Origin of the sequence: Aeromonas sp. R4-1, assembly GCF_040908325.1 — a bacterium.
Taxonomy (GTDB): Bacteria; Pseudomonadota; Gammaproteobacteria; order Enterobacterales; family Aeromonadaceae; genus Aeromonas; species Aeromonas veronii.
Map to the genome: position 1 here is coordinate 1 of NZ_JBFODM010000023.1, position 21,207 is coordinate 21,207.

The 21,207-nt window shown below is 59.3% G+C and carries 19 protein-coding genes, 1 rRNA gene and 1 riboswitch; of the genes, 12 read left to right on the forward strand and 8 right to left on the reverse strand.

The genetic code is table 11. The features are described from left to right. Positions 1-113 precede the first annotated feature (113 nt). From rrf to AB5Y90_RS02430, 5 genes are all read left to right on the forward strand, one after another. A 5S ribosomal RNA gene (rrf, locus tag AB5Y90_RS02410) occupies positions 114-228 on the forward strand. A 282-nt stretch (positions 229-510) separates the two neighbouring features. Further along, positions 511-963, forward strand: coding sequence for a pullulanase (locus AB5Y90_RS02415; RefSeq protein ID WP_368166505.1), 453 nt, complete (start codon positions 511-513; stop codon positions 961-963). A 211-nt stretch (positions 964-1,174) separates the two neighbouring features. Beyond that, on the forward strand, positions 1,175-3,322 hold the full coding sequence (locus tag AB5Y90_RS02420; RefSeq protein ID WP_368166506.1) for an adenosylcobalamin-dependent ribonucleoside-diphosphate reductase: 2,148 nt from the start codon (positions 1,175-1,177) through the stop codon (positions 3,320-3,322). Positions 3,323-3,332: 10 nt separating this feature from the next. Next, entirely contained in the window at positions 3,333-4,016 is a 684-nt protein-coding gene (locus AB5Y90_RS02425) for an NrdJb (protein WP_368166507.1), read from the forward strand. Between the two features lie 220 nt (positions 4,017-4,236). After that, positions 4,237-5,607, forward strand: a complete 1,371-nt coding sequence (locus AB5Y90_RS02430; protein WP_005358170.1) for a PhoH family protein — start codon at positions 4,237-4,239, stop codon at positions 5,605-5,607. A 78-nt stretch (positions 5,608-5,685) separates the two neighbouring features. Here AB5Y90_RS02430 and thiQ read toward each other — a convergent pair whose 3' ends face one another. From thiQ to thiB, 3 genes are read right to left on the reverse strand one after another with little or no spacing between them, the layout of a single operon-like run. Further along, complete coding sequence (gene thiQ, locus AB5Y90_RS02435; protein WP_368166508.1) at positions 5,686-6,381, reverse strand: thiamine ABC transporter ATP-binding protein; 696 nt, start codon at positions 6,379-6,381, stop codon at positions 5,686-5,688. Then, positions 6,368-7,987 carry a thiamine/thiamine pyrophosphate ABC transporter permease gene (gene thiP, locus AB5Y90_RS02440; RefSeq protein ID WP_368166509.1) on the reverse strand — a complete coding sequence of 540 codons (1,620 nt, stop codon included), beginning with the start codon at positions 7,985-7,987 and terminating at the stop codon, positions 6,368-6,370. Before thiP ends, thiQ begins: the two co-directional genes overlap by 14 nt. Continuing rightward, positions 7,984-8,964, reverse strand: a complete 981-nt coding sequence (gene thiB / locus AB5Y90_RS02445) for a thiamine ABC transporter substrate binding subunit (protein ID WP_368166510.1) — start codon at positions 8,962-8,964, stop codon at positions 7,984-7,986. Before thiB ends, thiP begins: the two co-directional genes overlap by 4 nt. Positions 8,965-9,024: 60 nt before the next feature. Next, positions 9,025-9,115, reverse strand: a riboswitch (TPP riboswitch). Positions 9,116-9,204: 89 nt separating this feature from the next. On the opposite strand from thiB, the gene AB5Y90_RS02450 reads away from it, so the two are divergent. Next, a complete protein-coding gene (locus AB5Y90_RS02450; RefSeq protein ID WP_005339160.1) occupies positions 9,205-9,495 on the forward strand; it encodes a PilZ domain-containing protein in 291 nt (96 codons plus the stop codon). 30 nt (positions 9,496-9,525) lie between these two features. Here the strand turns inward: AB5Y90_RS02450 and AB5Y90_RS02455 are convergent, their stop codons facing one another. The 5 genes from AB5Y90_RS02455 to leuA all read right to left on the reverse strand — a co-directional run bounded on the left by AB5Y90_RS02455 (position 9,526) and on the right by leuA (position 15,456). Then, positions 9,526-10,455 (reverse strand): transglutaminase domain-containing protein, encoded by a 930-nt coding sequence (locus AB5Y90_RS02455; RefSeq protein WP_128815265.1) that lies wholly within the window; start codon positions 10,453-10,455, stop codon positions 9,526-9,528. Positions 10,456-10,572: 117 nt separating this feature from the next. After that, entirely contained in the window at positions 10,573-11,172 is a 600-nt protein-coding gene (gene leuD, locus AB5Y90_RS02460) for a 3-isopropylmalate dehydratase small subunit (protein WP_368166511.1), read from the reverse strand. A gap of 12 nt (positions 11,173-11,184) precedes the next feature. Then, positions 11,185-12,582 carry a 3-isopropylmalate dehydratase large subunit gene (gene leuC, locus AB5Y90_RS02465; RefSeq protein ID WP_257724796.1) on the reverse strand — a complete coding sequence of 466 codons (1,398 nt, stop codon included), beginning with the start codon at positions 12,580-12,582 and terminating at the stop codon, positions 11,185-11,187. Between the two features lie 33 nt (positions 12,583-12,615). After that, positions 12,616-13,701, reverse strand: coding sequence for a 3-isopropylmalate dehydrogenase (gene leuB, locus AB5Y90_RS02470; RefSeq protein WP_236321140.1), 1,086 nt, complete (start codon positions 13,699-13,701; stop codon positions 12,616-12,618). Positions 13,702-13,893: 192 nt separating this feature from the next. Then, positions 13,894-15,456, reverse strand: coding sequence for a 2-isopropylmalate synthase (leuA, locus tag AB5Y90_RS02475; RefSeq protein WP_368166512.1), 1,563 nt, complete (start codon positions 15,454-15,456; stop codon positions 13,894-13,896). A gap of 408 nt (positions 15,457-15,864) precedes the next feature. Between leuA and AB5Y90_RS02480 the strand changes: the two genes are divergently transcribed. The 6 genes from AB5Y90_RS02480 (at position 15,865) to ilvN (ending at position 21,106) form a co-directional block, all read left to right on the forward strand. Then, positions 15,865-16,485, forward strand: coding sequence for a TetR/AcrR family transcriptional regulator (locus AB5Y90_RS02480; protein WP_005349170.1), 621 nt, complete (start codon positions 15,865-15,867; stop codon positions 16,483-16,485). 126 nt (positions 16,486-16,611) lie between these two features. Continuing rightward, positions 16,612-17,115, forward strand: coding sequence for a phosphatase PAP2 family protein (locus AB5Y90_RS02485; protein ID WP_005339149.1), 504 nt, complete (start codon positions 16,612-16,614; stop codon positions 17,113-17,115). Then, on the forward strand, positions 17,112-18,221 hold the full coding sequence (locus AB5Y90_RS02490) for an MJ1255/VC2487 family glycosyltransferase (protein WP_368166513.1): 1,110 nt from the start codon (positions 17,112-17,114) through the stop codon (positions 18,219-18,221). The genes AB5Y90_RS02485 and AB5Y90_RS02490 overlap by 4 nt, the downstream gene beginning before the upstream one ends. A gap of 37 nt (positions 18,222-18,258) precedes the next feature. Continuing rightward, entirely contained in the window at positions 18,259-18,411 is a 153-nt protein-coding gene (locus AB5Y90_RS02495; RefSeq protein ID WP_005339147.1) for a hypothetical protein, read from the forward strand. 390 nt (positions 18,412-18,801) lie between these two features. Continuing rightward, positions 18,802-20,520 carry an acetolactate synthase 3 large subunit gene (locus AB5Y90_RS02500; protein ID WP_043823044.1) on the forward strand — a complete coding sequence of 573 codons (1,719 nt, stop codon included), beginning with the start codon at positions 18,802-18,804 and terminating at the stop codon, positions 20,518-20,520. Positions 20,521-20,611: 91 nt separating this feature from the next. Beyond that, entirely contained in the window at positions 20,612-21,106 is a 495-nt protein-coding gene (ilvN, locus tag AB5Y90_RS02505) for an acetolactate synthase small subunit (protein WP_005311605.1), read from the forward strand. The last annotated feature ends 101 nt before the right edge of the window (positions 21,107-21,207 follow it).

The following is a 21,207-nucleotide window of genomic DNA, read 5'->3' on the forward strand; positions in this document are numbered from 1 at the left end:
CCATACTAATTACCCGTGAGGCTTAACCATACAACACCCAAGAAGTGTTCTAAGGCTTGTAGCAAATACCAAGCGAACTACTTACGTCAGCTTTCTAAGATTGAAGATTTTTGCCTGGCGGCCATAGCGCCGTGGAACCACCTGATCCCATGCCGAACTCAGAAGTGAAACGCGGTAGCGCCGATGGTAGTGTGGCATTCGCCATGCGAGAGTAGGACACTGCCAGGCACCCAATTTAAGAACCCCGCTCATCGAGCGGGGTTTTTTATTGCCTGCAATTCAGAAAATCGCTTAATTATTAGTCTTCCATCTTCCCGTCATTCAGTGAAATCTCCCATAAAGCCACAAAAGGCCCTTTTTTTCTGTTCGAGATTTGATCACTGGTTTAATGGGTTGGATATAAAAACACAGAATGTGATGCCTCTACCTTTCTTGTGATGCCCGCTCTGGTTTAATTCTTCAGACCACATGGACGGACCAAGGCATCACAATAATTTAAGGAATAGACCCATGTTCAAAAGAACAGTAACGATGATGCTGGCGGCGGGAACCCTGGTATTAGGCGGTTGCGCATCCAATGGTGGTGCAGAGCAGGCGGGGGCAGACAACAGCGACTTCGGTGGCAAGTCCATCTACCTGCGCGGGGAGATGAACGACTGGATGGCGACTGATGAAAGCAAGGTAGTCAAGGTGGCCGACAAGCTCTATATGGCCAAAGGCACCCTCAAGAAAGAGTGGGCCCCCTACAAGTTCAAGTTTGCTGATTCAGGCTGGAGCTGCGGTACCAACTTTGGCTATAAGAGCCCGAGTGATGGTGTTGCCGTGTTGGGTGGTGAGGCGGTGCCGGTCAACCCATGCTCCAAGTATGAGGACATGAAGTTCTCACCAGATGCTGATGGCGTCTACGAGTTCTATCTGAATATGGCGGGTGAAACACCGACCGTTTACGTCAAGAAGTCCTGATCTATCTCTGAGTGTTAAATCTCTCAGCAAATTAATCAGTTAAGTGCCCTGGCCCAGAAATCTGCTGGCCGGGGCATTTTTTTAGGTTAGAATCGGCGCCCTCATGGCATCAGGTGTACTATATGTTGTGCCATTAATTTTAGATGGCACCATTAGTTGTGTTTTATGCTGTTGTCATGATGTTGATGCATTCACATAAGGTTGATTGAAAATGGCTAAATCGAACCCGGTGCTGGAGAGTGAGCTTGGCTCCCGCCTTATCCCCATGCAGGAAACGTCCCTCGAGATCTGGGATAGCAAGTATCGCCTCAAGAGCAAGGATGGCACTCCCATCGACAGCTCTATCGATGAGACTTACCAGCGGGTAGCCCGTGCGTTGGCAGAGCAGGAGCTGGAACCGGAGGCCTGGTATGAGCCGTTCCTGTGGGCGTTGCGCAATGGGGCCATTCCGGCGGGCCGCATCACCTCCAACGCCGGGGCGTTTGAGCACAAGCCTGCCACTTCAACCATCAACTGTACTGTTTCCGGTACCATCGAAGATTCGATGGACGATATCCTTGGCAAGGTGCACGAGGCCGGTCTGACCCTGAAAGCCGGTTGCGGCATCGGATATGACTTCTCGACCCTGCGCCCGCGCGGTGCCTTTGTCTCCGGTGCCGGTGCCTACACTTCCGGCCCGCTCTCCTTTATGGATATCTATGACAAGATGTGTTTCACCGTCTCGTCAGCCGGTGGCCGTCGCGGCGCCCAGATGGGCACCATGGATATCCGCCATCCCGATGTGATCGAGTTTATTCAGGCCAAGCGTGAAGATGGCCGCCTGCGTCAGTTCAACCTCTCCCTGCTCATCACCGAAGATTTCGTCAAGGCGGTGAAAGAGGATGCCCCCTGGTCGCTGATCTTCCCCTATACCTCTAAAGAGGTGGAGCAGGATGGCATTGCGCTGGACGATCCCGCTCAGGTGCTATGGGCCGACTGGCCCAACAAGGAAGGGGTTGTATTCAACGAGCTGGGGCAGGTCGCTTGTAAGGTCTACAAGACCATGCCAGCCCGCAAGCTGTGGAATGTCATCATGACCTCCACCTATGACTATGCAGAGCCCGGCTTCATCCTGATCGACAAGGTCAACCAGATGAACAACAACTGGTTCTGTGAAGAGATCCGCGCGACCAACCCCTGTGGTGAGCAGCCGTTGCCGCCCTACGGTGCCTGTCTGCTGGGCTCGGTCAATCTGACCAAGTTTGTGCGCGACCCTTTTACTGAAAGCGCTGCGTTCGATTGGCAGGCGTTTCGCAAGGTGGTAGCCATCTTTACCCGCATGCTCGACAACGTGGTAGAGATCAACCAGCTGCCGCTAGCCAAACAGCGCGAGGAGATCACAGCCAAGCGCCGTCACGGCATGGGTTTCCTGGGGCTTGGTTCGACCCTGACCATGCTGCAGATCAAGTACGGCTCTGCCGCGTCCGTGGCCTTTACCGAGCAGGTATCCCAGGAGCTGGCGATGACCGGCTGGCAGGAGTCCCTGCGTCTTGCCAGGGAGAAGGGCCCGGCCCCCATCATGGAGCAGGAGTTTGAAGTGACTGGCAAGATGCTGCGTCTGCGCCCGGAAATGGCGGCTGATGGCATCAAGGTGGGCGACAAGGTGAAGGGCAAGGTGCTGCATGCGCGCTACAGCCGCTACATGCAGCAGGTTGCCGAAGTGGATCCTGCGCTGGTCGCCGAGCTGGCGGAAGTGGGTGGGCGTTTCACTCACCACAGCAGTATTGCGCCGACCGGCACCATCTCGCTGTCACTTGCCAACAACGCCAGCAACGGCATCGAGCCGAGCTTTGCCCACCACTACAGCCGCAACGTCATCAAGCCGGGCAAGAAGAGCAAGGAGAGCGTGGATGTCTACTCCTTCGAGCTGCTGGCCTATCGCGAGCTGGTGAATCCGGCCGCCATGCCCTATGCCGATGATGAGGCGAGTCGTCTGCCGGACTACTTCATTACTGCTGATGACATCACCCCGGCCCAGCACGTGGACATTCAGGCTGCGGCTCAGCGCTGGATTGACTCCTCCATCTCCAAGACTGCCAACGTGCCAACCGATTTCCCGTTCGAGCAGTTCAAGGACATCTACATGTATGCCTCGGACTCCGGCCTCAAGGGCTGCACCACCTTCCGCTTCAATCCGGAGGCCTTCCAGGGCGTGCTGGTGAAGGAGAAGGATCTGGAGAACACCCTGTACGATTTCACCCTGGAGGATGGCTCCGTCATCTCCGTCAAGGGGAACGAAGAGATCGAATACGATGGCGAGCTGCATACGGCCGCCAACCTCTACGATGCCTTGAAAGAAGGCTATTACGGTAAATTCTGAGAACGACATTATGGTCAAGAAGATCGACAAGAAAATCGTCGCCTACAAGGTGCGTACCAAGGATGAGCCGCAAGAAGATCTCTCTGTGCAGGATGACGTAGTGCATATGCACGAAACCGTGCTGCGCCCGGAGCGGCTGATGGGCACCACCTACAAGTTGAAGACGCCGGAGCATGTCTCCGAGCACTCGCTGTTCATCACCATCAACGACATTATTCTCAACGAGGGCACGGTGCACGAAACTCGCCGTCCGTTCGAGATTTTCATCAACTCCAAGAGCCTGGAGCACTATCAGTGGATCGTGGCGCTGACCCGCATCATCTCGGCGGTATTCCGCAAGGGTGGGGATGTCACTTTCCTGGTGGAGGAGCTGCGCTCGGTGTTTGATCCAAAGGGCGGCTACTGGAACAAGGGCAAGTATGTGCCGTCGCTGATCGCCGAAATTGGCAACGTGATCGAGAGCCATCTCACCGAGATCGGCATGCTCAAGGCGCCGGGACTGGACGAGCATCAGCAGGCGTTTCTGGCCGAGAAGCAGGCCGAGTTGAAGGCGGCTCAGGATGCTGAAGAGCAGCAGGCTGGCAGTGGTTTCCCGGCCAATGCCGCTCTCTGCTACAAGTGCCACACCAAGGCGCTGGTGCTGAAGGATGGCTGCATGACCTGCCTCAACTGTGGCGACTCCAAGTGCGGCTGACAGACATGCCCAAGTAGTTGAATGATAGAAAAAAGACCGACCATAGTGCCGGTCTTTTTATTGCTGTTTTTATGCGCAATCAAATCAGGCGGCCAAGTGATTTGTTGCGCGATAGTAAAATCGGGCGTAGCGTTGAAGGTAATAAAACTGTCACGGCCGTGTGGTTTCAATGACATCTGAGATTCACACACGTGGCCCTTCAGTGCCAAGGAGGATGCTTATGGACAATACGGACCGAAAGCTGTTTATCCTGGATACCAACGTTCTGCTTCACGAACCCCTCGCTATCTACTCCTTCAAAGAGCACGACGTGCTCATCCCCATGACGGTACTGGAAGAGCTCGATAACATCAAGGATCGCAACAAGGATGTCAGCCGCGACGCGCGGGTAGCCATCCGTGCGCTGGAAGATGTGTTCCGCGATGCAACCCCGGATCAGATCACCCAGGGCGTTCCGCTGGCTGGCGAAGCGAGCGGCAATATCTGCATCTTCAGCGATCACCATCTGCCGCAGGATGCCGAGGTGTTTACCGACAAGGAGGCCGACAACCGCATCATCAACGCGGCCCTCTATCTGCAAAAGCACGAGTTGAAGCGTCAGGTGGTGCTGGTAACCAAAGACATCAACATGCGCCTCAAGGCTAAAGGGGCCGGGCTTGCTCACGTTGAAGATTACCGTAGTGACCAGCTGATCGATGATATCCGCCTGCTGGCCAAAGGCTTTCAGGTGGTGCCCGGCAGCTTCTGGGAGCGGGTTGGCGAGTGCGAGAGCGAGACCCATGGCCGCGACACCATCCATGTGATCGATGCCAACCTGCTGGAGGGAGTTCACGTAAACCAGTATCTGGTGGATGAAGAGAATTTCTTCGCCGCCCGGGTACTCAGCCACGATGGCAACAAGATCCGCATCAAGGATCTGGGCCGCGAGCGGCTGATGTCCCGAAAGGCGTGGGGTGTCCATCCCAAGAATGTCTATCAGGGGATGGCGCTGGATGCACTGCTCGATCCGCACATCGATCTGGTGATCCTGACCGGCCCTGCGGGTTGCGGCAAAACCTTGCTGGCCATGGCTGCTGCGTTGGAGCTGGTGATTGAGAAGGGCATTTACGAGAAGGTGATCGTCACCCGGAATACTCCGGAAATTGCTGAAAGCATCGGCTTCCTGCCCGGCACCGAAGAGGAGAAGATGATGCCCTGGCTGGCGGCGGTGACCGACACCCTGGAGGTGCTGCACAAGCAGGACGAGAACATGAGCGGCTCGCTCAGCTACATCATGGAGAAGGCCAACATCCAGTTCAAATCGGTCAACTTTATGCGCGGGCGCAGCATCCAGAACACCTTCGTACTACTGGATGAGTGCCAGAACCTGACAGCATCGCAGATCAAGACCATCATCACCCGCTGCGGCGAGGGCACCAAGATCGTCTGCTCCGGTAACCTGGCCCAGATCGATTCCAACTACCTGAGTCCGGTGACCTCGGGTCTCACCTACATTGTCGAGCGTTTCAAGGATTTTGACGGCAGTGCCAACATCTTCCTCAACGGCGTGGTGCGCAGCCGACTGGCTTCATTCGCCGAGGAAAACCTCTGATTAAACTGAATATTTCCAGATACAAAGGGAGGCCAATCGGCCTCCCTTTTTGATCCCGGCGCAGTCTTGTGCCAAGGGCTATTGACCAAGATAGCGCAGCAGCCCCGGGTGGTTGCTGTTTTGCAGAATATCCGGCTTTCCCTGCAGGGCGATGCGGCCCTCGTCTACAAAAAGCACCTGATCGGCAATCAGCTGGGCATCCTCCGGATTGTGGGAAACCATCAATACGGTGATGCCCTGCTCGCAGGCGAGGCGGGCTACTTCCGCCAGCATCTCCCGGCGCAGGGCGGGATCGAGGGCAGAGAAGGGCTCATCCAGCAGCAGCAGCGGTTTGCCGCGCACCAGCGCGCGAGCCAGCCCGACCCGCTGCTGCTGGCCGCCGGAGAGCTGTTCAGGCAGGCGGCTTAGCATCTCGCCAAGACCAACCCGTGCGGCTGCATCGATCACCTGTGCCCGCTGGGCTGCACTCAGGCGTAGACCCGGGTGCAGGCCGATAGCGATATTGTCGAACACCGACAGGTGGAGGAACAGGTTGTGATCCTGAAACAGGGTGGTGACTGGCCGCTCGGCCGGGCCCAGCGGCAGCAGATCTTCGCCATCGAAGCTGAGGCGGCCCGACTCCACCGGCACGAATCCGGCGATCATCCCGAGCAGGGTCGACTTGCCAGCACCGCTCGGGCCAATCAGCGCGGTGATCTCCCCCTTGGGCAGCTTCGCGCTGAAGCTGACGCGCCAGTCGGGGTAGCTGGTCGCAAGCGTATCAATGTTCAGCATGTTTTCCTCCAAGACCCCGCTCCACCAGCCAGAACAGGGAGAAACAGAGTGCCAGCAGCAGCAGAGCGGTGGCGGCTGCCTCGGTCAATCGGTAGCTGCCGAGCTGCTGGTAGAGCAGCCAGGGCAGGGTGGTGAGCTCCTGACTGCCAAACATGGCGATGGCGCCGAGATCCCCCAGCGAGAGGATCATCGACAGCGCCATCGCCAGTGCCAACGGACGGCGCAGCAGCGGCCACTCCACCAGCCGCAGGCGATGCAGGCCACGTACCCCCAGACTGTCCGCCAGCCGGTCATATTGGCGCACCACCAGCTGCATGGGGGCTGAGAGGGTGCGCAGTACATAGGGCAGCGCCATCAGGGCGTTGACCAGTACCACCAGCCAGGGGCCGAGGGCGAACACGTCGGCAAAGGGCATAAACAGGATGAAGAGACCGGTGGAGAGCACCACCGCCGGGATCATCAGGATCACCGAACCGCTGGCCTCCCACAGGGCGGCAGCTCGTCGTTGGCGGGTGCGCACCTTGAGGTGACGGCTGGTGAGCAGCAGGCCGCTGCCGAGCAGGGTCGCCAGGGTGCCTGCCGCCAGTGCAATCAGCAGCGACTGGCCGCTCGCCTGCCACAGTTTGGCGGAAGTGAGTGCCGTCAGCAGGCCGGGGTGAAGGCCTGCCACCACGATGGCCAGCAACGGTGGCAGAAAGATGGCGAGCCCGATACCGAGCGAGAGCAGATCCACCACCGCCGTGCCCGGCTGATGACGGTCCGGCCGCAGGCAGGGGCGACGGGGTGTCACCCTGCTGGCCGGGGTGCTCTGCAGCTTGTGCTGCAGGGCGAGCAGGGCGGCGGTCAGGATGAGCTGCACCAGCGCCAGTCCGCCCGCGGTGGCGAGATCGAAGTCAAAGCGCAGCGCCTGATAGACGGCCACCTCAAGAGTGGTCGATTTCGGCCCGCCCCCCAGCGCCAGTACGGTGGTGAAGCTGGTGAAACAGAGCATAAAGATGAGGCTGGCCAGCCCAGGCAATATGCCGCGAATAAGCGGCCACTCCAGCAGCCGGAAGATATGGGATGAGCGCATGCCGAGCTGGCTGGCGAGGCGCCAGCTCGATTCGGGGATGCTCTCTATGCTCTGCAGCATCAGGCGTGCCGCCAGCGGCATATTGAAGAAGACGTGGGCCAGCAGGATACCGAACAGGCCGTAGAGATAATTGCCGGGATCCAGCCCCAAGGTGCGCAGCAGCTGCGGCAGCCACCCCTGCTTGCCGTGTACCGCTACTATGCCGAAGATGGCGATGATGACCGGCAGTACCAGCGAGAGGCCAAATAGCTTGATCAGCAGGGTTCGGCCAATGAAACGGCGCCGCGCCAGCGCGCGGGCCACCGGAATGGCCAGCCCGAGACTGAGTAGGGTGGAGAGCAGTGCCTGCCCCAGACTGAAGCCCAGCACATGGCGCAGATAGGGGTCTGCCAGCAAAGTGCGCGGGGCCAGCGAACCGGCCTGCCACAACAGTGCCACCAGCGGCCCGAGGGATAACAGCAGGATCAACAGGGTGGCTGCACTGCCCGGCAACCACCAGAGGGGACGAGCCTGTGGTCTCAGATGACGGCTCACTGGGTGACGGCTTGCAGCCACTCGCGGATCCACCCTTTGCGATTGGCGGCCACCTGATCGCTGCTGAAGGCGAGCGGCTTGGTTACGGTGATCATCTGCTCGAAGCCCTTGGGCAGCGGCGTGTCGATAACCGGATACATCCAGTTGCCGGTCGGGATTTCCTGCTGGAAGGCGGGGCTCACCATAAATTGCAGGAACTGGTCAGCCAGCTTCTCCTGTTTGGCGCTTTTCAGCTTGGCGGCCACTTCTACCTGGCGGTAGTGACCCTCCTCGAAGGCGGCAGCCTGATACTGGGGCTTGTTCTCGGCAATCAGGTGATAGGCCGGAGAGGTGGTGTAGGAGAGCACCATGTCCGCTTCGCCATCGAGGAACATGCCATAAGCCTCTGACCACCCCTTGGTGACGGTGACCGTCTTTTTGGCAAGCTCGGCCCAGGCGGCAGGCGCCTTGTCGCCATATACAGACTTCATCCACAGCATCAGCCCCTGTCCCGGGGTAGAGGTGCGGGGATCCTGATAGATCACCTTGAGGTCGGGGCGCTCCACCAGCTCTTTCAGGCTCTTGGGTGGTTGCTTGAGTTTGTCCTTGTCATAAACGAAGGCAAAGTAGCCGTAGTCGTAGGGGACGAAGGTGTCATCCAGCCAGCCACCTGGCACCTTGATGCCATCCAGCTTGGCGGGATGGGGGGCGAACAGGCCGCTCTGCTTGGCTTCGCTGATGAGAGCATCGTCGAGCCCCAGCACCAGATCGGCCTTGCTGTGGTTGCCCTCCAGCCGCAGCCGGTTGAGGATGGCGACCCCATCTTCGAGGGGAACCAGATTGAGGGTGCAGTCGCACTCTTTCTCGAAGGCCTGTTTGATCTTGGGCCCCGGACCCCATTCTGCAGTGAAGGAGCTGTAGGTGTAGACGGTGAGGGTGTCGGCGGCGAACACATTGGCCGACAGCAGGCCGGTGGTGACCAGCAGCAGGGTCTTCATGGGTGGCACTCCCTATTACTTGTTAATAACGAGGTGCCAGCGGGTGAGGGCGCAAAAAATGAGCGCCATGCCTCAAATTCCTCCGCCAGCATTATCTGGATCAGGTACACGGGTATAATCTCAGCGGTAAACCGCACCCCGTTTGAGAAACGAACCGCATTGTATTAACGTTCTTTTGGGTAGACCAGCACAATTGTGCAATACCCATGAGATGACGCCCACCCAACAGAGGATGTTCGCGTGCTTACCAATACCAAGGAAAGGCGTGCCTTTGCGCGCATGGTCATCAATGCTCCGGTCACCGTCTATCAGCAGCAGCTGGTGCTGGAGGGGATCTGCCGGGATCTCAGTGCTAACGGCATGGGGATTGCGGTCTCTGAACACCAGCTCGACATCAATCAGCCCATCCGGATCAGTCTTGCCACCAACAACAATCTGTTGCCTCCCTTTGAAGCCCATGCCCGTATTATCCGGGTGCTGGAGGAGGAGAGCGGGTTGCTGCTGGCGGTAGAGTTTCTGCCTCAGGGTTAATCCTCTCTCCCCATCGGCAGAGGGAGGGGATTAGCCTTTCTCCTGAACCGGCTGCACACTCAACTGCTTGCTATCGACCAGCGTTTTGCTGGTCGATGCTATTTGGCCCGCAGGCAAGGTGGCTGGACCGGTAGGTTCGAGCAGCAGGTAGTTCTGCCCCTGCCAGTTGAGGGTCACATCCCCCGGCTTGGCGGGCAGGTCAACGGCCAGCAGGGCATGGCCGGGGACGAACACCATAGCCTGTTTCAGCTCGGGAAAGAGCTGGGCCAGCATGGCGGCCATCAGGGTTACCTTGCTGTCGCAATCACCCCGGTTCTGCTCCAGCACCTGACGGGGAGATAGAAATCCCTTGCCCTGTCTTCCATTCAGGCTGTCGAGCTGCTGATAGGGGATGCTCTGGATAAAGGTGAGCATATGGGCCACGGTTTTCTGGCGCGCTTCTATTTCGGTACTGCCCTGCTGTTTGAGTTGATCCGCCAGTGGAGCCAGCCCGCTGCGACTCTCCAGCGCGATGCGCACATGATCCTGCTTCACCGCCAGCTGCCCGTCCGGGGTGTTGAAGTACTGGAAGTAGTGTTTGGTCAGCCACGCCTGCTCCTCTTTGCTCCGCTTGGACTGCAGAAAGGCCATCGCCTCGCGCGCCTTGTCCTGATTGCGGCTTTTCAGATGCAGCTCCAGCGAGGGACGGGCGAGGGTGAACTGCACCTCGGGGTAGTTCTGGCGCACCTCCCGCAGCAACACCTGCAACACCTCCTCCTGCATTCTCGCCGGGCGATAGGCGATAAGGGGCGGTAACTTGCCCTGTTCGAGCCGGTAGGTGAGCTGTTGGGATTTGCCTTCGCTATCCTGCCAGCCGACGCTGATCTGGCCGAGGCTGTTGTTGAAGCTGGTTTGGCTGGCCCCCGCAGGCAGGGCAAGCAGCAGGGCACAGAGCAGAGGAATTGCCGTCGGTCTCTTCATCATCCTTTCCTGTGGCACGGGCCAGTTCCGGTGGCCCAAAGTGGGAAGCGTAGCGGACAGTAAAACAGGGAGCCGAAGCTCCCTGTTGATTCTACTCGTTTTTTTGCAACTGGCGCGTTAAATCCAGCTCGGCTGCTTCGCTTCAAAAGCGCTGATGGCGGCCTCGTGCTGCAGGGTCAGGCCGATGGCATCCAAGCCGTTGAGCAGGCAATAACGGCGGAACTCGTCGATCTCGAAACCGAAGCTGAGCTCACCTGCGCGCACCTGATTGGCTTCCAGATCCACCTCGATCTCGATGCCCGGCTTGGCGGCGACCAGCTGGAACAGGGCGTCAACCTCCTCCTCCTTCAGGCGCACCGGCACCATGCCATTGTTGATGGCGTTGCCGTAGAAAATGTCGGCAAAGCTCGGGGCAATGATGGTCTTGAAGCCGTAGTCCGCCAGCGCCCAGGGGGCGTGCTCGCGACTCGACCCGCAGCCGAAGTTCTCGCGGGCCAGCAGAATGCTGGCAGCGGTGAATTGCGGCTGGTTCAGTACAAACTCGGGGTTGGGCTGCTGGCCTGCATCGTCCAGAAAGCGCCAGTCATGGAACAGGTGCTTGCCAAAACCGATGCGGTTTACTTTTTGCAAAAACTGCTTGGGAATGATGGCGTCGGTGTCGACGTTGGCGCTGTCGAGGGGGACGACGATCCCTTTATGCTGTTTGAATCCTGTCATCTAAATGTCCTCTTACAGTGCGCGAATGTCGGCGAAGCGGCCGGTGACGGCGGCAGCGGCGGCCATGGCCGGGCTCACCAGATGGGTGCGGCCGGCGCGGCCCTGACGCCCTTCGAAGTTGCGGTTGCTGGTGGAGGCGCAGCGCTCCCCCGGTTGCAGCCGGTCGTTGTTCATCGCCAGACACATGGAGCAGCCGGGCAGGCGCCACTCAAAACCGGCCTCGATGAAGATCTTGTCCAGCCCCTCGGCTTCGGCCTGTGCCTTCACCTGCTCGGAGCCAGGCACCACCAGCGCCTGCACGCCAGCGGCTACCTTGCGACCGCGAGCGATGGCGGCGGCGGCGCGCAGATCCTCGATGCGGCTGTTGGTGCACGACCCGATAAATACTTTGTCGATGGCAACGTCGGAGAGCTTCTGACCCGGTTGCAAGTCCATGTAGGCGAGCGCCTTGCGGGCGGATTGCTGTTCCATCAGATCGCTGAAGGATTCTGGCGCCGGAATAGGCTCGTTGACGGCAATCACCTGACCCGGATTGGTGCCCCAGGTGACTTGCGGGGCGATATCGGCGGCGTCCAGCAGCACCTCGGCATCGAAGTGGGCACCATCGTCGCTCTTGAGGCTCTGCCAGTAGGCGATGGCCTGCTCCAGAACCTCGCCCTTGGGAGCAAACTCCTTGCCACGGATGTAGTCGATGGTGGTCTGGTCGGGGGCAATCATCCCCGCCTTGGCGCCCAGCTCGATGGCCATGTTGCAGACCGTCATCCGCCCTTCCATGGAGAGGCTCGCAATGGCATCGCCAGCGAACTCCACCACGTAGCCGGTACCACCGGCGTGGCCGACCTTGCCGATAATGGCCAGTACCACGTCCTTGGCGCTGATGCCCTCGGCCAGCTTGCCGTTGACCGAAATGCGCATGGTCTTGGCGCGGCCCTGTTTCAGGGTTTGGGTCGCCATCACATGTTCCACTTCGGAAGTGCCGATGCCGAACGCCAGCGAGCCGAAGGCGCCGTGGGTGGCGGTGTGGGAGTCGCCGCAGACGATGGTGGTGCCGGGCAGGGTAATGCCGAGCTCGGGGCCCATCACATGGACGATCCCCTGATATTTGTGGTTGAGATCGTAGAGGCGAACCCCGAACTCCTTGCAGTTGTCGGCCAGCGTCTCCATCTGGATGCGAGCCATCTCGCCGGAGGCGGCGATGTCCTTGGTAGTGGTGGAGACGTTGTGATCCATGGTGGCCCAGGTCAGGTCCGGGCGGCGCAGCTGGCGGTTCATGGCACGCAGGCCGTCGAATGCCTGCGGGCTGGTCACTTCATGCACCAGATGGCGGTCGATGTAGATGAGGGGGGTCTCCCCCTCCACTTCCCGTACCACGTGGGCGTCGAATACTTTCTGATAGAGGGTCTTGGCCATTGCTTCTCTCTTCCTTGTTCTCTGTTATGCGGCTCAGATCCGGGCGGCGATCTGGCTACCCATCTCGGACGTGCTCTGCACCGGGTGGCGGGCGCTGGCCTGATGCAGGTCGGCGGTGAAGTAACCCTCGGCCAGGGTCTGGGCCACGGCCTGCTCGATGGCTTGAGCTGCGTCTTCCTGGCCCAGGCTGTAGCGCAGCATCAGGGCGGCGGAGAGGATCTGGGCGATGGGGTTGGCAATCCCTTTGCCGGCGATATCCGGGGCCGAACCACCGGCCGGTTCGAACAGGCCGAAACCCGATTCGTTGAGGCTGGCGGAGGGGAGCAGTCCCATGGAACCGGTGATCATGGCGCACTCGTCGGAGAGGATGTCACCGAACAGGTTGGAGCAGAGCAGCACATCGAACTGGGACGGATCCTTGATGAGCTGCATGGTGGCGTTGTCGATATACATATGGTTGAGGGTTACGTCCGGATAGGACTTGGCGACTTGCGTCACCACCTCGCGCCACAGAATGGAAGAGGCGAGCACATTGGCCTTGTCGATGGAGGTGACCTTGCCACGGCGCACACGAGCCGACTCAAAGGCAATCTTGGCGATGCGCTCAATTTCGAAGCGATGGTACACCTCGGTGTCGAATGCCTTCTCGTTCGCCCCTTCTCCCTCACGCCCCTTGGGCTGGCCGAAGTAGATGCCACCGGTCAGCTCGCGCACGCAGGCGATGTCAAAACCGCGATCGGAGATATCGGCGCGCAGCGGGGAGAACTGCTCCAGACCAGTGTAGATGCGGGCCGGACGCAGGTTGCAGAACAGCTTGAAGTGGGCGCGCAGGGGCAGCAGGGCGCCACGTTCAGGCTGATCGTTGGGGGGCAGATGTTCCCATTTCGGGCCGCCCACCGAGCCGAACAGCACGGCATCGGCCGCTTCACAACCCGCGATGGTGCTTTGCGGCAGCGGGGTGCCGTGGTTGTCGATGGCGATGCCGCCCACGTCATGGCGATCATACTCGAAGGCGAGGCCGAACCTCGCCTGCACCTTCTCCAGCACCTTGACGGCCTCGGCCATCACTTCCGGGCCAATGCCGTCACCCGGCAATACTGCGATCCGATAACTGCTCATACACTCTCCATCCTGATATTGTCTTTGAGATCCCTCTGTCCGGTTTCCCCGACGCTGCGCGCGGTTGCCGGTTCAGACGTTCCCCGTCCTGATGTTGTCATTCCATGCCGTCTGTGTGGCTGCGAGTCCTGCTCAGACGGTTTCCGATGTGATGCTGTCATTCCATTCCGTCTGTTTGGTTCCGAGCCCTGTTCAGACGGTTTCTGATTTGATGCTGTTATTGCGTTCCATCTGCTCGGCCACCTGATCGGCGCGCCAGATGCTGTTGATCACATGGAGCAGGGCATGGGCCGAGGATTCGATGATGTCGGTGGCCAGCCCCATGCCGTGGAATTTGCGCCCCTTGTACTCGGCGACGATATCGACCTGACCGAGGGCATCTTCCCCTTCGCCCTTGCTCTTGAGGGCATATTTGTCGATGCGGATCTCATAGCCGGTGATTCGGTTGATGCACTGGTAGACCGCATCCACCGGGCCATTGCCGGTGGCCGCTTCACAGATCAGATCCTGTCCTACCTTCAATTTGACCGAGGCGGTGGCGAGTACCGAGCTGCCGCTTTGTACCCCGAGATACTCCAGCTTGAAGTGCTCCGGCTCCTCGTGGATCTGGCTGAAGAAGGCCAGCGCTTCGAGGTCGTAGTCGAACACCTGCCCCTTCTTGTCGGCCAGGGTCAGGAACTTGCCGTAGAGGTGGTCGAGGTCGTAGCTGCTCTCGGCGTAGCCCATGGACTCCATCCGGTGCTTGATGACATGGCGGCCGGAGCGGGAGGTCATGTTGAGGTTGTTCTGGGTCAGGCCAATGCTCTCGGGGGTGATAATTTCGTAGGTATTTTTCGCCTTGAGTACTCCATCCTGATGGATGCCGGAACTGTGGGAAAAGGCGTTGGCCCCGACGATCGCCTTGTTGGGCTGCACCGGCATATTGCACAGCTGGCTGACGAGGGTGCTGGTGCGATGAATTTCGTTGTGGCGGATATTGGTTTGCACCCCGAGCAGGTCGGCGCGGGTTTTGAGGATCATCGCCACCTCTTCCAGCGAGCAGTTGCCCGCCCGCTCGCCGATGCCGTTGATGGTGCACTCGATCTGGCGGGCCCCCATCTGCACCGCGCCGATGGAGTTGGCCACCGAGAGCCCCAGATCGTCGTGGCAGTGGACCGAGATGATCGCCTTGTCGATGTTGGGTACCCGGTTGAACAGGGTGTGGATGATGCCGGAGAACTCGGTTGGTACCGTGTAGCCCACGGTATCGGGGATATTGATGGTGCGGGCGCCCGCCTTGATGGCGGCCTCCACCATGCGGCAGAGATTATCGATCGGCGTGCGGCCCGCATCCTCGCAGGAGAACTCCACATCATCGGTGTAGCGCAGGGCGTGCTTGATGGCGCCGACCCCCATCTCCAGCACATCCTCGAAGCTCTTTTTCAGCTTGCTCTCCACATGAATGGAGGAGGTGGAGATGAAGGTATGGATGCGAAACGCCTCGGCGACCCGCAAGGCTTCACCGGCGGCATCGATATCCTTGGGCAGGGCGCGGGCGAGGGCGCAGACCCGGCTGTTCTTGATGTGGCGGGCGATGGTCTGCACCGATTGAAAATCGCCGGGAGAGGAGACCGGGAAGCCCACCTCCATGATGTCGACACCGAGCCGCTCCAGTGCCTGGGCTATCTGCAGCTTCTCCTTGACTGTCAAACTGGCCGCCAGGGCCTGCTCACCATCACGCAAGGTGGTGTCGAATATGATGACCCGATCTGACATGTGACTTCCCTCTTCCTAAGTTCGGTAACGTGCATCCTGCGGCGGCATAAAAAAACCCGTGCAGGGTGCACGGGTTTTTGTAAATTCCGGCTATGCCTTAGCCCGGCTACAAGGATCCCGCGCGAGTTAACGCGATTAGGGAGATTAGTAGTAGCGGGGTGGCGATACGCATGACGTTGTTATTCCTTCCAGTCGATAACGCTTTTACCAATATCGAGATTTTTATGCTGTGTCAACACGGAAGGTCAGGGGCAATCTGCTGACGTATTTAATCGGATTGTAAAGGATTGCAAATTTCCTTGTCCCATATTCGGCCCATGACCGATTATCTGGTCATTCCTGCTGTGCTCTATTCTCTGCACAACCAGATCGACTTATCAGCATTGGCTGAATTATCTGAGGTGTTAAATGGAAAAACGTAGACCTGGTCGTCCGGTCGGACGTTCTGACATTCGTGACAAGTTGCTTGCTGCCGCCCGTGAGCGTTTTCTCAATACTCCCTATAGCAAGGTAACTACACGCGAAATCGCGGAGCTTGCTGGCTCCAATCTGGCAATGATCCACTACTACTTCGGCAGTAAAGAGGGTCTTTACAAAGCGGTGTTGGGCGATGTCGCCGAGCCCCTCGACCATGCCTGGCAAGATGAACACAGCAATCACAGCCTCAACGAGCTGCTCAACACCTACTATCAGGTGATGGCGCCCAACAGCGAGCTGACCTCTGCCATCTCCAGCGCATTGTCGACCGAGAAGAGCCCGGGCCGGGATTTTGTGCTGAACCGCCTGCTGGAACGCCAGCTGCCGCAGTTCGATGCCCTGCTGGAAACCATGAAGTCCAACGGCGAGCTGGGTGACAACCTGGATCCCGACATGCTTAAGATCTCCTTCCTTAGCATGATGTGGCAGCCATTCGTGATGAAAGATCTCTACGAGCAGGTGTTTGGTCTGAAAGTGGATGAGCACTTCATGGCCCGTCTGGCGGACCACAACTGCCGTCTGATGGAGACCGGTCTGCGCGGCAGTCACTGATTTTGCCGCAACATCGAGATTAAAAAGGGCCATTCGGCCCTTTTTTCATAAATCTGTTATCCCTTGTTCAACGTAACGTCATCCCGCTTTCTTACTCTGCAAGCAGAATTCAGGGAAGGAGGGGATATGAACAAGATCCAGCAATGGGACCTGCAGGTGTGCCGGGTCTGCCTGCTTCACGGCTACAATCGGCAGCAGGCGAGGGTGAGCCGCCTCATTTCCCGCACCGGTGATGGTCCGCTTTACGCCGTGCTGGCTGCCCTGCTCTGGTGGCAGGGGGAGGCAGAGCGGGAGCTGGTGCGACTGGCGCTGCTAGCCTTCGCCATCGAATTGCCCCTCTATCTGCTGCTGAAAAACAGCCTGAAACGGCAACGGCCGGTCGGCTTGCCGGTCTTTATCACTCCTTCCGATCGCTACAGCCTCCCCTCCGGCCACACCGCCGCCGCTTTTCTGATGGCCACCATACTGGCCACCGGCTTTCCGCTCTGGGCGCCCCTGCTGTTTGGCTGGGCGGCGCTGGTGGGGGCATCCCGGTTGTTGCTCGGGGTTCACTACCTGAGCGATCTGGTAGCCGGTGCCCTGCTGGGTGGCGGTTGCGCCGTGCTGGCGCTCGGCTGGAGCCACTCATGAGGATACTGTTTGGGGTGCAAGGCACCGGCAACGGCCATATCAGTCGCAGTCGCACCCTGGCCCGGGCGCTGCGCACGGCAGGGGTCGAAGTGGATTATCTCTTCAGCGGCCGTCCTGCCGACCGCTACTTCGACATGGAGGAGTTTGGCGCCTACCGCGCCTTTCCCGGCCTCACTTTTGTCAGTCACGAGGGGCGGGTCTCGCCGTGGCGCACCCTGCAGGCCGCCTCGCCGCTCACCTTCTGGCGGGATCTGCGGGCTCTCGATTGCAGCGAATACGATCTGGTGGTGAGCGATTTTGAGCCGCTGACCGCCCACGCCGCCCGCCGCTATGGCAAGCCGAGCCTCACCGTCAGCCATCAGGCCAGCTTCAACTGGCCCATCCCGCGCTGGGGGGCGGATGGGGTCAGCCGCCAGCTGATGCGCCACTTTGCTCCGGTGGATCAGCCGCTCGGGCTGCACTGGTTTCACTTCGGCCACCCCTTGCTGCCGCCGGTGATCGACCCTATCGCCGCTGCGCCGGATAACGGCGAGATCCTGGTCTATCTGCCGTTCGAGCAGACCGAGGCGATCGCCGCCCTGTTGTCGCGCTTTGGTCAGCAACGCTTCGTCTGCTTTCACCCCGCCATTCGCACCCCGAGCCAATGGCGCAACCTGCGCTTCGAGCCGCCGTCAAGGCACGGGTTTATCGCCGTACTGGCCGGTTGTCGCGGCGTGATATCCAACGCGGGTTTCGAGCTGGCTTCCGAGGCGCTCACCCTCGGCAAGAAGCTGTTGGTCAAGCCCCTCGGCGGCCAGTTCGAGCAGCTGACCAATGGCAAGACTCTGGAGATGATGGGGCTGGCAACTCTGATGGATGTGCTCGATGCCAATCTGGTGCGTACCTGGCTCGACAGCGCCTCGCCGGGGGCAGTCTGTTACCCCGATGTAGCGGGGGAGCTGGCCCGCTGGCTGGCGGCGGGAGCCGACGAGAGCGTAGCCTCTCTGTCACGGCGGCTCTGGGCGCGCACCCTGTTTCCGGAGGAGGTGAGTGATCGCCTGAGCGAGCTGGATGGGGGCGACTGTTTATCCAGTTGCTGGTTATCGCAAGTGAGCGTTGTTGACTAGACTGAAAGGCGATCCCACCAAGGAGAGGACGGAGCAAATGCGCTTTACCAATGAAAACGGCGAAGTCATGAACCTGGCTGACAATCTCACCCTGCACGAGTTGCTCGATATGGGTGTCAGCATTTCGGTCAGTGAAGAGACCGATCCGGATCAGCAGATCTGGCTGGCGGAGCCGGATCAGGAGAACTGAGTCATCATTCGGCATCAAGCCCACCGCTGAGCGGTGGGCTTTTTTGTGGCTGTTTTTCCCCTCAGCGGAATGATCCGCTGGCCATTCCCCGACTTCCTTCCCTTTTGTCTCATGGTCGCTGCGGCAAGTCATTGAATGTTAATAGCCGGTTGAAATGTATGACTGTTCTGGTCAGATAAAGCCGTGGACAAGCGTTATGAAGCGGGTTAAGTTGGTTTTTCACCCTATTTTCGGGTGAATGACGGAAAAATCCTTTTTTTCTACTGTCGACGGGGCTGAATTGGGCCGATCTGCATTCAGATAACAACAAGAAACGGATCGGGCCGTGCCGGGAAGCACGGCATCGTCGGCGGGATTCGCTAAACGGAGCAAAGCCTGGAGGGCTTTATCATGGAGATGTTATCAGGCGCCCAGATGGTGGTTAGAGCGCTGGAAGATCAGGGAGTTGAGCACGTCTTCGGCTACCCTGGTGGCTCAGTGCTCGACATCTATGACGCTCTCTTCGAAAACGGCAAGATGGAGCATGTCTTGGTGCGGCACGAGCAAGCCGCGGTTCACATGGCTGACGGTTACGCCCGTTCCACCGGCAAGGTGGGGACTGTGCTGGTAACGTCAGGCCCGGGAGCGACCAACTGCATTACCGGTATTGCCACCGCCTATATGGATTCCATTCCGCTGGTGATCCTCTCCGGCCAGGTGCCGACCAGCATGATCGGTGAGGATGCGTTCCAGGAGACCGACATGATCGGTATCTCCCGCCCAGTGGTGAAGCACAGCTTCCTGTGCAAGAAGGCGAGCGATATTCCCGAGGCCATCAAGAAGGCCTACTACATTGCCGCCAGCGGCCGCCCGGGGCCGGTGGTGGTGGATCTGCCCAAAGATGTGCAGAACCCGAAAGAAAAATTCCCCTACCAGTATCCCGAGACGGTCTCCCTGCGCTCCTACAACCCGACCAAGTCTGGCCATAAAGGGCAGATCAAGCGGGCAGCCAAGCTGCTGGTGGATGCCCAGCGCCCAGTGATGTACGTGGGCGGCGGCGCCATCAACGCCAATGCGGACCATCTGGTGACCAAGCTGGCGGAGCTGCTGAATCTGCCGGTGACCACCACCCTGATGGGACTGGGGGCTTTCTCCGGCGTCCATCCGCAATTTATCGGCATGCTGGGGATGCACGGCACCTTCGAAGCCAACAAGACCATGCACAACGCGGATCTCATCTTCGCCGTGGGAGCCCGCTTCGATGACCGCGTCACCAACAACGTGGCCAAGTTCTGCCCCAATGCGACCGTGGTTCATATCGATATCGACCCCACCTCTATCTCCAAAACGGTGCAGGCCCATGTGCCCATCGTCGGCTCGGTGGAAACCGTGTTGGAGCAGATGTTGGAAGTGATCCGCGAGTGTGGCTTCGATAACGACAAGGAGGCGCTGGCGGACTGGTGGAGCCAGATCAACCAGTGGCGCTCCCGTCACTGTCTGGCCTACGAAAAGTCGGCCACCCAGATCAAGCCGCAACAGGTTATCGAGACCCTCTACAAGGTGACTCAGGGTCAGGCGTTCGTTGCCTCCGACGTGGGCCAGCACCAGATGTTTGCTGCCCTCTACTACCCGTTTGCCAAACCGCGCCAGTGGATCAACTCAGGGGGCCTAGGCACCATGGGCTTCGGCATTCCGGCCGCCATGGGGGCCCAGTTTGCCAACCCGGATGCGGTGGTCTGCTGCGTCACCGGCGATGGCTCGGTGCAGATGAACATTCAGGAGCTCTCGACCTGTATGCAGTACGGGGTGCCCATCAAGATCATCTCCATCAACAACCGTGCGCTGGGCATGGTCAAGCAGTGGCAGAAGATGTTCTACGGCGGTCGTCACAGCCACTCCTACATGGAGTCCCTGCCAGACTTCGTCAAACTGGCGGAAGCCTACGGCCACGTCGGCATCGCGGTGAGTGATCCGGCCGAGCTGGAGAGCGCCATGGAGAAGGCCTTCGCCATGAAGGATCGGCTGGTGTTCATGGATATCTCGGTAGACCCGGATGAGCACGTCTATCCAATGCAGATCAAGTTTGGCGCCATGGACGAGATGTGGCTGAGCAAGACGGAGAGAACCTGACGATGGAACATATTATTTCGGCCGTACTCAAGGAGCTCAAGTTTGGTTCCATCAAGGACGAGATGTGGCTGAGCAAGGCGGGGGAAATATCATGAGACACATCATTTCAGTACTGCTGGAGAACGAATCCGGCGCCCTGAGCCGGGTGGTGGGCCTCTTCTCCCAGCGCGGCTACAACATCGAGACCCTGACGGTGGCACCGACCGAGGATCCCACCCTGTCACGCATGACCATAGTCACCATGGGTGACGAGCGGGTGCTGGAGCAGATCCAGAAGCAGCTGCACAAGCTGGTGGATGTGCTCAAGGTGTGCGACCTGAGTGAAGGGGAGCATATCGAGCGGGAGATCGCGCTGGTCAAGGCGCGTGCCGCCGGTGGGGCCCGTGACGAGCTGAAACGGCTGGCAGATATCTTCCGTGGCCAGATCGTCGACGTCACCCCCGAGCAGTACACGGTACAGCTGGTGGGCACCAGCGAGAAGCTGGATGCCTTTATCAAGACTGCCGCCCAGACCAACGAGATCATCGAAGTGGTGCGCTCCGGCGTCTGCGGTATCTCCCGGGCGGATAAGGCGCTGCGGCCCTGATGGCTGGCGGGACAGCTGATGATGCGTCAGCTGCCGCAGAGGAAAGGAAAGAGGGCTCTGCGGAGCCCTTTTTGTTTGGTTTTGCTTTACGAGGGGAGGGA

What these genes read in the sequence shown, in the direction of transcription:
- leuA (WP_368166512.1), bottom strand. Translation starts at nt 15,456, where the DNA reads ATGTCAGATCGGGTCATCATATTCGACACCACCTTGCGTGATGGTGAG.
- ilvN (WP_005311605.1), top strand. Translation starts at nt 20,612, where the DNA reads ATGAGACACATCATTTCAGTACTGCTGGAGAACGAATCCGGCGCCCTG.
- AB5Y90_RS02490 (WP_368166513.1), top strand. Translation starts at nt 17,112, where the DNA reads ATGAGGATACTGTTTGGGGTGCAAGGCACCGGCAACGGCCATATCAGT.
- AB5Y90_RS02485 (WP_005339149.1), top strand. Translation starts at nt 16,612, where the DNA reads ATGAACAAGATCCAGCAATGGGACCTGCAGGTGTGCCGGGTCTGCCTG.
- leuD (WP_368166511.1), bottom strand. Translation starts at nt 11,172, where the DNA reads ATGACAGGATTCAAACAGCATAAAGGGATCGTCGTCCCCCTCGACAGC.
- thiQ (WP_368166508.1), bottom strand. Translation starts at nt 6,381, where the DNA reads ATGCTGAACATTGATACGCTTGCGACCAGCTACCCCGACTGGCGCGTC.
- AB5Y90_RS02415 (WP_368166505.1), top strand. Translation starts at nt 511, where the DNA reads ATGTTCAAAAGAACAGTAACGATGATGCTGGCGGCGGGAACCCTGGTA.
- leuB (WP_236321140.1), bottom strand. Translation starts at nt 13,701, where the DNA reads ATGAGCAGTTATCGGATCGCAGTATTGCCGGGTGACGGCATTGGCCCG.
- thiB (WP_368166510.1), bottom strand. Translation starts at nt 8,964, where the DNA reads ATGAAGACCCTGCTGCTGGTCACCACCGGCCTGCTGTCGGCCAATGTG.
- AB5Y90_RS02425 (WP_368166507.1), top strand. Translation starts at nt 3,333, where the DNA reads ATGGTCAAGAAGATCGACAAGAAAATCGTCGCCTACAAGGTGCGTACC.
- leuC (WP_257724796.1), bottom strand. Translation starts at nt 12,582, where the DNA reads ATGGCCAAGACCCTCTATCAGAAAGTATTCGACGCCCACGTGGTACGG.
- AB5Y90_RS02480 (WP_005349170.1), top strand. Translation starts at nt 15,865, where the DNA reads ATGGAAAAACGTAGACCTGGTCGTCCGGTCGGACGTTCTGACATTCGT.
- AB5Y90_RS02495 (WP_005339147.1), top strand. Translation starts at nt 18,259, where the DNA reads ATGCGCTTTACCAATGAAAACGGCGAAGTCATGAACCTGGCTGACAAT.
- AB5Y90_RS02430 (WP_005358170.1), top strand. Translation starts at nt 4,237, where the DNA reads ATGGACAATACGGACCGAAAGCTGTTTATCCTGGATACCAACGTTCTG.
- AB5Y90_RS02455 (WP_128815265.1), bottom strand. Translation starts at nt 10,455, where the DNA reads ATGAAGAGACCGACGGCAATTCCTCTGCTCTGTGCCCTGCTGCTTGCC.
- AB5Y90_RS02420 (WP_368166506.1), top strand. Translation starts at nt 1,175, where the DNA reads ATGGCTAAATCGAACCCGGTGCTGGAGAGTGAGCTTGGCTCCCGCCTT.
- AB5Y90_RS02500 (WP_043823044.1), top strand. Translation starts at nt 18,802, where the DNA reads ATGGAGATGTTATCAGGCGCCCAGATGGTGGTTAGAGCGCTGGAAGAT.